Origin of the sequence: Curtobacterium sp. B8 (assembly GCF_000333315.1) — a bacterium.
Lineage (GTDB): Bacteria > Actinomycetota > Actinomycetes > Actinomycetales > Microbacteriaceae > Curtobacterium > Curtobacterium luteum.
Window position 1 is genome coordinate 1 of the sequence record NZ_BACW01000443.1, and the last position, 14,416, is coordinate 14,416.

Annotated in this window: 12 protein-coding genes and 1 pseudogene; 6 read left to right on the forward strand and 7 right to left on the reverse strand. The window is 70.6% G+C overall.

Features of this window, described 5'->3' with window-relative positions; translation table 11 throughout:
- On the forward strand, positions 1–896 hold an 896-nt coding region (locus I59_RS11380), incomplete at its 5' end, for an SGNH hydrolase domain-containing protein (RefSeq protein ID WP_022903967.1).
- Positions 897–902: 6 nt separating this feature from the next.
- On the opposite strand, the gene I59_RS11385 is transcribed toward I59_RS11380, so the two are convergent.
- The 5 genes from I59_RS11385 to dnaK all read right to left on the reverse strand — a co-directional run bounded on the left by I59_RS11385 (position 903) and on the right by dnaK (position 6,207).
- Positions 903–2,045 carry a class I SAM-dependent methyltransferase gene (locus I59_RS11385; RefSeq protein WP_022903968.1) on the reverse strand — a complete coding sequence of 381 codons (1,143 nt, stop codon included), beginning with the start codon at positions 2,043–2,045 and terminating at the stop codon, positions 903–905.
- A 23-nt stretch (positions 2,046–2,068) separates the two neighbouring features.
- Positions 2,069–2,479 carry a heat shock protein transcriptional repressor HspR gene (locus I59_RS11390; protein WP_031273665.1) on the reverse strand — a complete coding sequence of 137 codons (411 nt, stop codon included), beginning with the start codon at positions 2,477–2,479 and terminating at the stop codon, positions 2,069–2,071.
- Between the two features lie 171 nt (positions 2,480–2,650).
- Positions 2,651–3,658, reverse strand: coding sequence for a DnaJ C-terminal domain-containing protein (locus tag I59_RS11395; protein WP_022903970.1), 1,008 nt, complete (start codon positions 3,656–3,658; stop codon positions 2,651–2,653).
- Positions 3,659–3,681: 23 nt separating this feature from the next.
- Complete coding sequence (locus I59_RS11400) at positions 3,682–4,329, reverse strand: nucleotide exchange factor GrpE (RefSeq protein ID WP_022903971.1); 648 nt, start codon at positions 4,327–4,329, stop codon at positions 3,682–3,684.
- Positions 4,330–6,207 carry a molecular chaperone DnaK gene (gene dnaK, locus I59_RS11405; protein WP_022903972.1) on the reverse strand — a complete coding sequence of 626 codons (1,878 nt, stop codon included), beginning with the start codon at positions 6,205–6,207 and terminating at the stop codon, positions 4,330–4,332. It lies immediately after the preceding gene.
- Positions 6,208–6,492: 285 nt separating this feature from the next.
- On the opposite strand from dnaK, the gene I59_RS11415 reads away from it, so the two are divergent.
- Entirely contained in the window at positions 6,493–8,736 is a 2,244-nt protein-coding gene (locus tag I59_RS11415) for an Ig-like domain-containing protein (protein ID WP_022903974.1), read from the forward strand.
- Positions 8,737–8,840: 104 nt separating this feature from the next.
- A complete protein-coding gene (locus tag I59_RS11420) occupies positions 8,841–9,308 on the forward strand; it encodes a DUF3060 domain-containing protein (protein WP_022903975.1) in 468 nt (155 codons plus the stop codon).
- A 52-nt stretch (positions 9,309–9,360) separates the two neighbouring features.
- On the opposite strand, the gene I59_RS11425 is transcribed toward I59_RS11420, so the two are convergent.
- Positions 9,361–10,191 (reverse strand): aldo/keto reductase, encoded by an 831-nt coding sequence (locus I59_RS11425; RefSeq protein ID WP_022903976.1) that lies wholly within the window; start codon positions 10,189–10,191, stop codon positions 9,361–9,363.
- A 77-nt stretch (positions 10,192–10,268) separates the two neighbouring features.
- Positions 10,269–10,676, reverse strand: a complete 408-nt coding sequence (locus tag I59_RS11430; protein ID WP_022903977.1) for a hypothetical protein — start codon at positions 10,674–10,676, stop codon at positions 10,269–10,271.
- 215 nt (positions 10,677–10,891) lie between these two features.
- On the opposite strand from I59_RS11430, the gene I59_RS11435 reads away from it, so the two are divergent.
- The 3 genes and pseudogenes from I59_RS11435 to I59_RS11445 form a co-directional block, all read left to right on the forward strand.
- Positions 10,892–13,672 carry a glycoside hydrolase family 2 protein gene (locus tag I59_RS11435; protein ID WP_022903978.1) on the forward strand — a complete coding sequence of 927 codons (2,781 nt, stop codon included), beginning with the start codon at positions 10,892–10,894 and terminating at the stop codon, positions 13,670–13,672.
- Between the two features lie 111 nt (positions 13,673–13,783).
- The gene (locus I59_RS22865; RefSeq protein WP_022903979.1) at positions 13,784–14,005 is read left to right on the forward strand and encodes a hypothetical protein; all 222 of its coding nucleotides are present in this window, start codon (positions 13,784–13,786) and stop codon (positions 14,003–14,005) included.
- A gap of 14 nt (positions 14,006–14,019) precedes the next feature.
- A pseudogene (locus tag I59_RS11445) lies at positions 14,020–14,416 on the forward strand (hypothetical protein); the annotation flags it as partial.

The window sequence follows — 14,416 nt, forward strand, 5'->3', positions numbered from 1 at the left end:
TCCTCGGAGCCGGCATGGCCGCGGCCCCGCGCACCTTGACGTCCGACCGCACGACCGCGGACGTGACGCCCACCGAGCCGCCGACCTTCACCCCATTCGTCCCTGTCGGTCTCGACCCGCAGCTCGACCGCGCAACCGACTCGACGTCGGACTACCGACGACGAGGCTGCCACGTGGAGTCGGCCTCCGACACGACGATCAACTCCTGCGTGCTCGGCGATCCCGACGGCATCCTGACGGTCGCGCTCGTGGGGGACTCGCACGCCGCGCACTGGATGCCCGCACTCGAGGCCTGGGCCGACCGGCACGGCGGGGTCCGGGTGCTCGGGTACACGAAGAACGCGTGCACGATGGTCGACGTCGAGGTCCTCACCTCCGGGCGCCCCTACCGGGAGTGCGACACGTGGCGCGCCGGAGTGCTGCAGCGACTCGCGGCCGAGGCCCCCGACGTCGTGCTCGTCGCGGGTTCGGCGCACCTGCCGCTCGCGGCCGCTCCCGACGAGTCGGACCGTGCGGCCCGCACCACCCTCTCGCGGGACGGCCTCCGGCGGACGCTGGCCGCGCTGCCTGAGCGCTCGCGGGTGAGCGTCCTCGCCGACACCCCGGAGTTCGCGGAGTCGGTCCCGCGGTGCCTCTCCGCGAACCTCGACGACACCGACGCTTGCGGCGTCGACCGGCACGTCGGCGTGGACGCGGCACGGGTCGCGTCGGAGCGGCGGGTGACCGAGGCCGCCGGCCACCGCTACGTCGACCTCACCGACTGGTTCTGCTCACCGACCCGCTGCGGCGTGGTGTCCGGGAACACGTTGCTGTACCGCGATCACGGGCACCTCACCGAGCCGTGGGCGCGCTCGCTGTGGCGGCAGATCGGCGCAGCGGTCGAGGACGCGCGCTGAGCCGCGTCAGGAGACGCGCGACGCGGTCACCGTGAACTTGTCGGTCCGGACGACCTGACGCGTCGTCCCGACCACCCGCTCGAGCACCGGCCGGTACCGCAGGTGCGAGTTCCAGACGCACCACAGTTCACCACCGCCCTGGAGGATCGTGGCAGCGTTCCGGAACATCGCCTCCGCCGCGTCGGTGGTCACCGTGGTGTCCGCGTGGAAGGGCGGGTTGCACAGGACCAGCTGGGACGAGCGGTCCTGGAGCTCGTCGCCGGCGTCCGTCCGCACGGCCTGCACGCGGTCCGCGACGCCGTTCGCCTCGGCGGTCGCACGGGTCGATGCGACGGCGATCTGGGAGACGTCGGTGGCGACGACCTTGATCGACGGCCGGCGGCGCGCCAGCGACACCGCGATGACACCGTTCCCGCAGCCGAGGTCGACGGCGGTACGTGCGGTCGGGACCGCGTCGTCCATGACCTGGAGGAGCACGCGCGTCCCGAGGTCGAGCGACGTCCCGGCGAACACGCCGCCGTGCGCGACGAGGGTCATCCCGAGCTCGTCGTTGTGCACCGAACGCGGCCACGGGTTCGACGTGTCCGCCCGGACGGCCGAGGCGCGCAAGGGGTCCTGCGCGACGAGCAGTCGGGACTTCCCGCGGCCTCGGGACGCGGTCACCTCGCCGAAGTACCGGCGGAGCACGTCGTTCTGCCCGAGGTTCATGTGCTTCGACACGCCACCGCAGAGCAGCACCACGTCGGGGGCGGCGTAGCGGGCGACCGCGCGGGCGACCTCGTCGAGTCGGTCGTTCGACTTCGACAGGCGGAGCAGGACGAGCCGCGCGTCGGTGAATGCCCGTTCGAGCGAGTCCGGGTGGTGGAAGCCCCGGCGCCCGAACGCGCCGGCGTTGGCCTCGAGCGCACGCACACCGACGAGGGAGTCCTGGACGACCCGGACGTCGGATGCGCCGTGCACGGTGATCACGCCGAGCGTCAGCACGCCGTTGCGGTCGTCGACGACCGCGACCTCCCCGGGCTGCCGGAGTGCGTCGCCGTGGACGTGCGGTGCCTCGTCGAGGATGAAGCGGTCGGTGCCGTCGATCGTGATCAGGTCCGGCGCGTCGTCGTCGCGACGGCGGAACAGGTCGGCGAGGTCCGGTGGCACGGCGCCACCCTACCCAGTGACGCCTAGTGCGGCGGGCGCCACAGGACGATCTGCGTGTTCCGCTGCGGCCGCACCCCGGCGCGCAGCGGGACGGCCGCACCGGTGGCCGAGGCGGCGAACACGCGTGCGCCCGGACGGTTGATGAGCTGGTCGGCCAGGGCCGTCTCGAGCTCGGACACCCGCGAGCGCAGCGCTCGGTTCTCGTTCTCGAGTTCGAGCACCCGCCGGATGCCCTCGAGCGAGACGCCCTCGGACCCGAGGCGCGCGATCTCCCGCAGCTGGGCGATGTCGCGCATCGAGTAGCGCCGCGAGCCGCCGCGGGTCCGGCCGGGCACGACGAGACCGAGCCGGTCGTACTGCCGCAGCGTCTGCGGGTGCATCTCGGCCAGCTCGGCTGCCATGGCGATGGCGAAGACGGGCGAGTTCTCGTCCATGTCGGTCATCGACCGCCCCTTCCGTTCAGCGCGTGGTGCACAACAGCCTGGGCCCACGCCGCCGGTCCCGACGCGACGCGCCAGCGGCGTGTCGGCCGTGCCGGTGGGGAGAGGCTCGGTGCGGCTCCGTGTCGGAGCCGCACCGAGCCTCCAGACCGGGCGTTCATGACGCTAGCCGCGCGCCTTGGCGAGGAGGTCCTCGCGGGGGTCCTCGTCGGGCAGGGCGGCCGCGAGGGCCTCGACGGCCTCGCGCTGCTTGTCCGTGAGGTGCGATGGCACCGCGACCTGCACGGTGGCGAGCAGGTCGCCGGTGCCCTTCTTCGTCGTGACCCCGCGGCCCTTGACACGGAGGACACGACCCGACGGGGTGCCGGGGGCGACCCGCAGCTTGACGGGCTCGCCGCCGAGCGTCGGCACCTGGATCGTCGCGCCGAGCGCCGCCTCGGCGAACGTCACGGGGACGTCGACGCGGAGGTTGAGCCCGTCACGCTCGAACACCGGGTGCTTGCGGACCGAGACCGTGACCACGAGGTCGCCGGCCTCGCCGCCGTCGGGGGAGGGCTGCCCGCGTCCGCGGAGGCGGATCTTCTGCCCGTCCGCGACCCCGGCCGGGATGCGCACGTTGACCGTGCGACCGTTGCCCTGTGCGAGCTTGACGGTGTCGCCGGCGATCGCGGTCGCGAAGTCGAGCGTCGTGGAGGCGGTGACGTCGGCGCCCTTCGTGGGGCCACCGAACCCGCGGTAGCCGCCGTTGGACTGGCCGAAGCCGCCGCCACCGCCGAACATGCCGCCGAGGATGTCCTCGAAGCCGCTCGCGCCGCCGCGTCCGTTGCCGGGCTGTCCGAACCGGACACGCTGACCGCCCCCGCCGCCGAACATGCCGCCGAAGACGTCCTCGAAGCCGCCCTGGGCGCCCGGGCCACCCGCGGTGAAGCGGGCGCCCGAGCCCATGGCACGGACCTGGTCGTACTCCTGGCGCTGCTCCTTGTCGGACAGCACCGAGTACGCCTCGCTGATCTCCTTGAAGCGGGCCTCGGCGGCGGCGTCACCCGGGTTGGAGTCCGGGTGGTACTGCCGCGCGAGCTTCCGGTAGGTCTTCTTCAGCTCAGCGTCGCTCGCCGTCTTGTCGACACCGAGGACCTTGTAGAAGTCCTTGTCGAACCAGTCCTGACTGGCCATGAATCCCTACCTCCTTCCCGCGGTCAGGCCGGGACCGCGACCGCGACCTTGGCCGCACGGAGGACGCGCTCGCCGAGCTTGTAGCCCGGCTCGACGACGTCCGCCACGGTCTGCGCGGTCGCCCCCGGCGTGGGGAGCTGCACGATCGCCTCGTGGATGTTCGGGTCGAAGGCCTCGCCCTTCTCGCCGATCTGCACGAGCTTGAACTTCTCGAAGCCGCCGCGGATCTTCTGACCGATGACCTGCATCGGCCCCTCGGCGAGGTCACCGTGGGCCTCGGCGCGAGTGAGGTCGTCGAGCGCGGGCAGGAGTGCCCGCACGACCTCGGCGATGGCGACCTCGCGGTTGGCCTCGCGGTCGCGTTCGACGCGCTTCCGGAAGTTCACCAGCTCGGCCTGCGCGCGGAGCATGTCGGCGCGCATCTCGGCCACCAGGTCGCGGTCCTCGCTGCTGAGCTTGTCCTCGGCGATGCCCCTGGCAGCGTCAGCCAGCAGCGCTTCGTCCTCGGGGCTCAGATCGCTCTGGGGGCCGCCGGCGGCGGGGCCGTCCGTGGGGAGTTCCACGTCCGGTCCCTCCGCCTCGATGAGGTCCTCGGGCTCCTGCGCGTTGGTGGCGTCGCCCTCGACCTGGGGTTCGTCCTCGTTCGGCACGTTGTCCTTGGGGTCCGTCATCTACTTCTTGTCCTTGTCGTCCTCGTCGTCCACGACCTCGGCGTCGACGATGTCCTCGTCGTCAGCGGTGGCGCCTTCGGCGCCGGCCCCTGCACCGCCTGCGGCGGAGGCGTCCTGCTGCGAGGCTGCGCTCTCCGAGTAGATCGCCTGGCCGAGCTTGCCCTGCGACTCGTTGAGCTTGTCGAAGGCGGTCTTGACGGCGTCGTCGTCCTCGCCCGCGAGTGCCGACTTCAGGGCGTCGACGTCGGCCTGCACCTCGGACTTGACGTCCGCGGGGAGCTTGTCGTCGTTCTCCTTGATGAGCTTCTCGATCGAGTAGACGAGCTGCTCGGCCTGGTTGCGACGCTCGTTGGCCTCACGGCGGGCCTTGTCCTCGGCCGCGTGCTCCTCGGCTTCGCGGACCATGCGCTCGATGTCCTCCTTCGGCAGGGACGAGCCGCCGGAGATGACCATCGACTGCTCCTTGCCCGTGCCCTTGTCCTTCGCGGACACGTGCACGATGCCGTTGGCGTCGATGTCGAAGGTGACCTCGACCTGCGGGACGCCACGGGGGGCCGGGGCGATGCCGGTCAGCTCGAAGGTGCCGAGCGGCTTGTTGTCGCGGGTGAACTCGCGCTCGCCCTGGAAGACCTGGATCGCCACCGACGGCTGGTTGTCGTCGGCCGTCGTGAAGGTCTCGCTGCGCTTGGTCGGGATCGCGGTGTTGCGGTCGATGAGCTTCGTCATCAGGCCGCCCTTGGTCTCGATGCCGAGCGACAGCGGCGTGACGTCGATGAGGAGGACGTCCTTGCGCTCGCCCTTCAGGACGCCGGCCTGCAGCGCGGCACCGACGGCCACGACCTCGTCGGGGTTGACGCCCTGGTTCGGCTGCTTGCCACCCGTGAGGCTCTTGACGACCTCGGCCACGGCGGGCATGCGGGTCGAGCCGCCGACGAGCACCACGTGCGCGATGTCGTTGACCGAGACACCGGCTTCCTTGATGACGTCGTTGAAGGGCTTCTTCGTGCGGTCGAGCAGGTCGGAGGTCATCTGCTCGAACTGGGCGCGCGAGATGGTCTCGTCGAGGTTGAGCGGACCGTCGGCGGTGAGCGTCAGGTAGGGGAGCTGGATGCTCGCCGACATCTGCGACGAGAGCTCCTTCTTCGCCTGCTCGGCGGCTTCCTTGAGGCGCTGCTTGGCGATCTTGTCAGTCGAGAGGTCGACGCCGTGCTCGTCCTTGAACTTCTTGACGAGGTAGTCGACGATGCGCTGGTCCCAGTCGTCGCCGCCGAGGCGGTTGTCACCGGCCGTCGCGCGGACCTGGATCGTGGAGAAATCGTCGTCCTTGCCCACCTCGAGCAGCGAGACGTCGAAGGTGCCACCACCGAGGTCGAAGACCAGGATGAGCTCGTCTTCCTTGCCCTTGTCGAGGCCGTACGCCAGCGCGGCGGCGGTCGGCTCGTTGATGATGCGGAGGACGTTGAGGCCGGCGATCTCACCGGCGTCCTTCGTGGCCTGGCGCTCGGCGTCGTTGAAGTACGCCGGGACGGTGATGACCGCGTCGGTGACGTCTTCACCGAGGTACTGCTCGGCGTCGCGCTTGAGCTTGCCGAGGGTACGCGCCGAGATCTCCTGCGGCGTGTACTGCTTGCCGTCGATGTCGACCTTCCAGTCGGTGCCGATGTGGCGCTTGACGGAGGCGATGGTGCGGTCGACGTTCGTGACGGCCTGGCGCTTGGCGGTCTCGCCGACCAGCACCTCGCCGTCCTTCGTGAAGGCGACGATCGACGGCGTGGTGCGCATGCCCTCGGCGTTCGCGATGACCGTGGGCTCACCGCCTTCGAGCACGCTGACGACCGAGTTGGTGGTTCCGAGGTCGATGCCTACTGCACGTCCCATGTGTTGGTGCTCCTTCTGTTGGTACTCGTGGTGCTGAAGTCGTTGGACTTGCGTCCGATGGACTCAACCCTACTCACCTGCACCTGGACGTCAAGGTGAGCGCCTCGGAACTTGCCATGAGTCGGCTCAAGTGATTCGCAATCGTGGATGTTGTATTTCAGTGGTCGGTTTGATATTCTGGTACGGCAGCGGGGTCTCCCGCGAACATCCCACCGCGAGCCGCCGACGGCCCGATCGTCCGAGCGAGAGCACGCGGCCCGACCCCCTCGAAAGGGATCACCAACCATGTCATCCAAGAAGAAGCGTCTCGCGAAGGGCCTGGGGGCTTCGGCTCTCGCCGTCGCGACGATCGCGTCCGGCCTGTCCTTCGGTGCGGCTTCCGCGTCTGCGGCTCCCACGCGGGCCGGATCGCTTCGGACCGTGCAGCTCATCTCCCAGCAGGGTCCTTCGACCTTCAACACGCTCACAGCGGAAGGCGTCAGCGGCAACGAGAACGTGCAGGTTCAGGACGTCGCGACCTACTCGACCGCTGCGATCGCGCAGCGATACGGCATCCACCTGACCGTGCGTCCGACCAGCGACGGGCACTTTCAGCTACTGGCACCGCTCGACCTGACCCAGGATCGGGAGCTCTGTCTGACCACGGGATCCCGGGGCTACGACTACTTCTCGTACTTCCTGACGTGCGCCGACGACACTGGAAAGCTCACGCCGGGAACCTCGCTGAAGCAGGAGCCAAGTGGGGCGCTGAGATTCACCGAGACAGGTCCTAGCCCTACCGGCAAGCCGTACCTGACCGGTCGCACCTTCAATTGGAACCGCGACATCAAGACGTTCGCGACCGCAGATGCGCCCGACTCGAGTTGGATCGGGTTGCCCGACAACCTCGGGGCTGCGTACGCGCAGCTCGAAGCGTCCGGCTCTTTCGACGCGGACATCGCGAAGAAGGCGACCGTGTCGGGCACCGCCGAGCCGGACGCGACCGTCACGCTCAAGAACGGCACGACGACGCTCGGCACCACGACCGCGGCAGCCGACGGCACGTACTCGTTCGACGTCACGGCCCCGAACAAGGGCGGCGCCCTCGCCCTCACCGTCACGCAGACGATCGACGGCAAGGACGGCGGCTCGAAGGACGTCAGCCTCGACTACGGCAAGGCCGTGGCGATCACCGGCCCCGAGGACCAGGAGGAGGTGCCCGCCGGGTCCACCGCGATCACCGGTTCCGGTGAGGCCGGCTCCGACGTGCAGGTCTTCGACAACTCCGGCCGCACCCCGGTCATCTCGACCAAGGTCCGCAGCAACGGCACGTGGTCGGGTACCGCGACGCTGACCGCCGGCGAGCACACGCTCGAGGCGAAGCAGATGTCGAAGGGTGCGAACACCACCTCCGCTTCGGTGACGGTGAACCCGGGTGAGGCGACCGTGGACTTCACGGCTGCTGGTCGGTTCGACGCGCAGGACGTGACCAAGCCGGCCGTCGCGCACGGTTCGGCCCCGGCGGGCTCGACCGTGATCCTGCGCAACTCGGTCGGCACGGAGATCGGCCGCGCGGTCGCGGGCGCCGATGGTACGTACCAGATCACCATCGACCCGACGAAGGCCACCTCGGGCGTCAACACGTTCAGCGCGATCGTGCAGGGCGACGCGGGCAACGCGAAGACCTTCACGCTCGACTACGGCATGCCGGCCGCACCGGTGGTCGTGACCACCCCGGCGCAGAACGGCACCGTCGAGCCGGGCACCGTCCGGTTCGCCGGCACGGGCCAGGCCGACAGCAAGATCGTCGTCCGCGGTTCGGTCCGCCAGGTCGCGACCGCGACGGTGAACGCGCAGGGCGCATGGGCGGGCAACTCGACCGTGCAGCTCGACAAGGGCTCGTACAACCTGTACTTCGACCAGACGAGCAAGGGCGGTCTCAAGCGAACCATCCAGCACGCCTTCACCATCGGTGAGACGGCACCGGTCGTGACGCAGCACACCGTGACGAGCCCGAGTGCCGACCAGGTCCTGGACACCCTGACGCCGGAGTTCCGTGGCACCGGCCACGAGGGCGCGACGATCACCGTGCGTGGCTCGAGCCGCGTCGTGGCGACCGGTACCGTCCGCAACGGCCAGTGGGTCGCGACGACGAGCGCTGCCTCACCGCTCGCGCCGGGTGAGTACAACCTCTACGTCGACCAGACCGTGCGCGGCACGGTCACCGGTACGGTCCGAGTGAAGTTCACCGTGTCGAACGAGGCGTTCCGCGAGCTGACCCTGTCGGCTCCGGCGCAGAACGCCAACGTCACGGTGCTGCGACCGACCTTCGTCGGCACGGCGACCCCGGGCGCGCAGATCCGCGTCGGTTCCTCGCGGACCACGGTCGCCACCGCCACGGTCGGCGCTGACGGCACCTGGAGCGCTACGGCGGACTTCGACCTGGCGCGCGGCGGCACCTACGCCGGCCTCGAGGTGAAGCAGACGCTCAAGTCGGGCAAGACCTCGACCGTGTCGTCCTCCTTCACGGTCGACCGCAACGCCCAGTAACACCCACTCCGCAGCAGCCTGCTGCACACGAGGGCCCGGCTCGCTCTGGGCCGGGCCCTCCCCACGACTCCCGGCACGCCCCACCCCGAACGAAAGGCACCGCCATGCGCACCACCCGGATCCTCGCCCCCGCCCTCGCCGCGGCAGCACTCGTCGCCGTCCTGGCTGGCTGCACCGCCACGGACGGCGGACAGTCCGCCCCCAGCGCGACGGCCTCCGCTTCCGCCTCGGCCACCAAGAGCAAGGCGATGGCGGACGCCGACGTGCGCGTCCCCGACGAGAAGGCCGAGGGCAAGTGCATCGACGGCGCCGCCATCATCGACCAGTCCGGCGCCGAGGTCACCCTCGACGGCTCCTGCGGGAAGGTGACCGTGTCGGGCAACGACTCGATCGTCCACCTCGGTGACGTCGACGAGCTGATCGTCGAGAGCGCCATCACCCGTATCACCCTCGGGACCGCCAAGAAGGTCACGATCTCGGGCAACGCGAACGACGTCCTCTACTCCGGCACCGCGCCGTCGAAGGTCGACGACCGCGGTGCGCAGAACGTCATCCAGAAGCAGGGCAACTGACCGCACATGACGAAGGCCCCCGCGGTTGCGGGGGCCTTCGTCATCGCCGGGATCAGGCGGGGACGTAGTCGAACGTGTCCGGGTCCGGACCGGTGCGGTGGCCCTTGTCGAGCGACGTGATCGCGGTCATGTCCTCGTCGGAGAGCTCGAAGTCGAAGATCGCGAAGTTCTCCTCGACGCGCGAACGGGTGACCGACTTCGGGAAGACGATGTCGCCGCGCTGGATGTGCCAGCGGAGCACGACCTGCGCGGGCGTCTTGCCGGTGTTGCCGGCGATGCGCGTGATGGTCTCGTCGTCGAGCACGAGGCCCTGCGCGATGGGGGACCAGGCCTCGGTGGCGATGCCGTGCTCGCGGTCGTACGTGCGGAGCTCCTCCTGCGTCAGGTACGGGTGCACCTCGATCTGGTTCACGGCCGGGGTGATGGTCGTCTCGGCGGCGAGACGGTTGAGGTGGTGGGCCTGGAAGTTGCTCACACCGATCGAGCGGGCGGTGCCGGCGCGGTACAGCTCCTCCATCGCCTTCCACGTCGGGACGAAGTCCGAGACGGTCGGGAGCGGCCAGTGGATGAGGAAGAGGTCCGTGTAGCCGCCGAGCAGGTCGGCCGACTTCTTGCCGTTCTCGAGCGCTGCCTCGGGGTCGTGGAAGCCGTTGTTGAGCTTGGACGTGACGAAGATCTCCGAGCGGTCGATGCCGGACTCCGCGATCGCCTCGCTCACCTCCTTCTCGTTGCCGTACATCTCAGCGGTGTCGATGTGGCGGTAGCCGACCTCGAGCGCCGCGAGCGTGGCGTCCTTCGTGTCGGCGGGGTCGATCTGGAAGACGCCGAAGCCGAGCTGCGGGATGGTCTTGCCGTCGTTCAGGGTGATGTTCGGAACGGTCATGTCGCCATGCAACCAAAGGCTGCCCAGCGTGCATTCCGACAACTCCCAGCCGGGCGCGTCACCCGGTTCGAGGGCGTTCAGTCCAGCGCAGAACGGATGTACGCGAGCAACGCGGCTCCGTACGCGTCCGCTGCGTCCGGGGCGTCGAACGTCTGCGTGACGCCGTCGATCGTCGCGGACACGGTGAGGTCGTCGCCGGACCGCACGAGCGACTCGAACGCGTTCCCGAGCAGTGCGCGGAGCTGGTCCTCGCGGGGCAGCCAGAGCGACTCACGTGCTTCGACCGAGTCGAGCGCCCACTCGGTGGTGCCGTTGAAGCCCAGGACGGTGCCGCTCGGGTAGTCGTGCCGTTCGACGGTCATCTCGGACACCGTGTAGACGTCGTCGTCGACCCCCGGCTTGTCGATGACGAAGCGGTCCCCGGTCTCGGGGTGCCAGCGCAGGCCGGCGTCGCGCAGGGCCGCGGCGAGAGCAACTGTGATCACGGTGCACAGCCTGCCACGGGGCGCCGTGCAAGCTCCGCGTACTAGCATCGCCGGACACCCCCTCGCGCGATCGCCCAGGCGCTTGCGCGCGCGACGTGACGACGCCCGGCCAACTGGTGTCGCGCCTCCAGGCCGTCACCGGCCGACCGGCGGACCGACGGCCGGCGTCCCGACCAGGCGGACCACCATCCCCGTCCGCCCAGAGAAGGACCCGCATGACCCTCGACCGCGAGGAACTCCGCGACGGCTGGACCGTGGCACTGGCCGGCGGTACCGGAGCCCCCGACGGGGTGGCCGGGCGCACGATCCCGGCGACGGTGCCGGGCCAGGTGCACACCGACCTCGAGCGCGAGGGGCTGCTGGCCGACCCGACGTTCGACCGCAACGAGGCGGACGGCAAGTGGGTCGGACGCTCCGACTGGGCGTACCGCCGAACGCTCGACGTCGACCCGCGCGGGCACGAGCGGATCGACCTCGTGTGCGACGGCCTCGACACGGTCAGCACGCTGACGCTCGACGGCGTCACGATCGGCACGACCCGGAACATGCACCGGCGCTACCGGTTCGACCTGCGGGACGCGACGGGCGGGTCGAACGCGCGCACCGAGCGGGACCTCGAGATCCTCTTCGAGTCGCCCTACCGCGAGGCGGGTCGGGTCGCAGCGCGCGCGGGCAGCATGCCCGGACCGTACGACGAGCCGTTCCCGTACATCCGGAAGACGGCCTCGAACTTCGGGTGGGACTGGGGGCTCACGGCGGTCACGAGCGGCCCCTGGCGACCGGTCGCCGTCGAGCGCTGGTCCACCGCGCGACTGCGCGAGGTGCGCCCGCTGGTGGACGTCGAGGCGGGTGAGGGCGTGCTCGACACGCACGTCACCGTCGAGCGGTCAGGACCCTCGACGAGCGGGGTGAGCACCGCCGACCTCGACCACGACGGGGAGGACGACGACCTCGTGCTCGTCGTGACGGTGAGCGGTCCCGGACCGGACGGGACCACCACCCGGCAGCGGTCGCGGGCGCAGCTCACGCCCCGCGACGAGGACACGGTCGTCACCGTCCGGGTGCCGGACGCGCAGCGCTGGTGGCCGCGCGGCTACGGCGAGCAGCCCCTCTACGACGTCGCCGTGGAACTGCAGACCGTCGACGGCGAGGTCCTCGACCGCGACACCTTCCGGACGGGGTTCCGGTCGACGCGGATCGACACCGCCCAGGACACGATCGGGAAGCCGTTCGGGGTCCACGTCAACGGCACGCTCATCGACGTCCGCGGCGTGAACTGGATCCCCGACGACGTCATCGTCTCTCGCGTGACGCGCGAGCGGTACGAGGACCGTCTGCGGACGGCGGCCGCGCTGCGTGTGAACCTCGTGCGCGTCTGGGGCGGTGGCGTGTACGAATCGCGCGACTTCTACGAACTGTGCGACGAGCTCGGGCTGCTCGTGTGGCAGGACTTCGCGTTCGCGTGCTCGGCCTACCCCGAGACCGAGCCGATCCGGAGCGAGGTCGTCGCCGAGGCGCGGGACAACGTCGCCCGGCTCTCGCGGCACCCGTCGCTCGTGGTGTGGAACGGCAACAACGAGAACATCTGGCTGCACGACGCCGACGGCTGGGACGCGGTGCTCGGCGACCGGGGCTGGGGCCTCGACTACTACCTCGACCTCCTGCCGACGATCGTCGACGCGGTCGACCCGTCGCGCTTCTACACGGTGGCGTCGCCGTGGTCGGGCGACGAGGCGCTGCCCGCGAACGACGTCGACCACGAGACGCACCACTCGTGGGACGCCTGGAACCGCCTCCCCGACACCGCGTACCGCACGTCTGTGCCCCGGTTCGTCTCCGAGTTCGGGTGGCAGGCGCCGCCCGCGTGGCGGACGCTGCGGGACGCCGTGACGGACTCCCCGATGCAGGTGGACTCACCGGGCGTGGTCCACCACCAGAAGGCGGAAGACGGGATGGCGAAGCTGGCGCGCGGGATCGCGCCGCGTTTCGGCGCCGTCGCGCCGTCGTCGTTCGACCAGTGGCACTACCTGACGCAGCTGCAGCAGACACGCGCGATCGCGACCGGCGTCGAGCACTGGCGGACGCACTGGCCGCGCAACACCGGCGTCGTGCTGTGGCAGTTGAACGACCTGTGGGCGGTGTCGTCGTGGTCCGCGGTGGACTCGGCGGGCCGGTTGAAGCCGCTCGCGCACGAACTGCGGCGACTCTACGACGACGTGCTGCTGACGATCCGCCCCGTCTCGTCGGTCACTGCGCCCGCGGCGCGCGCCGCCACGGCTGCGCCCGACGCAGCGGCCGCGCCCGTCGCAGCGGCCGCGCCCGTCGCAGCGGCCGCGCCCGTCGCAGCGGACCGGCCTGGAGGCGCGGATCACCCGGCGTCGTCGGCTCCCGTCGGCGAGGCGGCCGAGCTGGGCGAACTCGCGGACACGCTGTCGCTCGGGTCCGGTGGTGTCTCGCTCGGGGTGTCGCCCGGTGCGTTCGGCTCGTCGCCCGTCGAGGTCGCGGTCCGGTCGACCCGGTCCGGGAACGACGGCGTGGTGCGCGTCCGACGTGTGACGCTCGCGGGCGCCGTGCTGGCCGAGGTGACGCTCCCCGTGCACCTGTCGGCCGGGGTCGCCGTGGTCGCCCTGCCCGAGTCCGTCGGCGTGGTGGACGACCCGCGGAACGAACTCATCGTGGCCGACATGGACGACCGCCGTGCGGTCTGGACGCCCGCTCCGGACCGGGACATGCGGTGGGAGCCGGCCCGGTTCACCGCCACGACCGAGGTGGACGGCGCGACCGTCCGCGTGGTGGTCGAGGCCGCGACCGTGGTGCGCGACCTCCTCCTCCAGCCCGACCGGGTGTCGCCCGACGGTGTCGTGGACCGGGGCTTCGTGACGCTGCTCCCCGGGGAACGCGCGGTGTTCCGGGTCCGCGGGGTCGACGCGTCCGCGGCCGGTGCGCTGCTCGAGGCGCCGGTGTTGTGGTCGCTGGCGGACGTCCTGAGTACTTGATATACCGAACACGGAAGTGATATTTTGGTAGGGCACTGCTCCGTCGCGCGTTGACGGTGGCGGAGCCCGGTCGATGCCCAGTCGTGCCGGCACCCGACCGGAGGTCCCGCGATGTCACTCGTCGTCCGTCCCGCACGTGCCTCGACCACGGCCGTCGCCGCGGTGTCCCGTCCTGTCTCCGTCGGAGCGCCAGCCGGTGCCCGGCCCGGGTTCGCCCTGGTCGTGGCCGCGCTCGACCTCGCCGTGCTGCTCGTCGCCTTCGTGACGGCGCACCTCGTCCGCTTCCCGGTGGAGGTGCCGGACGGTTCCAGAACGCCCGCAACTTCCAGATGATGCGGTACGGGCGCATGTGGCACGTCTTCGTGAACCACGGCGAGAGCGACAAGATGTACATGACGACGAACCAGTTCAAGGCGTACGACTACGCCCTGATCGCCGGCGACGCCGCTCGTGACCGGCTCGCCGCAGCGCTCTGGGACTACGACCTCGACGCCAGGACCATCGCGATCGGCCGGCCCCAGGCGGACCACTTCGCGGCCGACGTGCCCTGGCCGGCGGACGGGCGGACCGTCGTGCTCTACGCGCCGACGTGGGAGGGCGACCGTGCTGCGGCGGCCTACGGATCGATCGCCAGCCACGGCACGACCCATCGCCGACCGGGTGCTCGCGTCGCCCGCACACCGACTCGTGTACCGGCCGCACCTGCGCTCGGGGTGCTCAACCCCGAGTACAAGGCTGCGCACG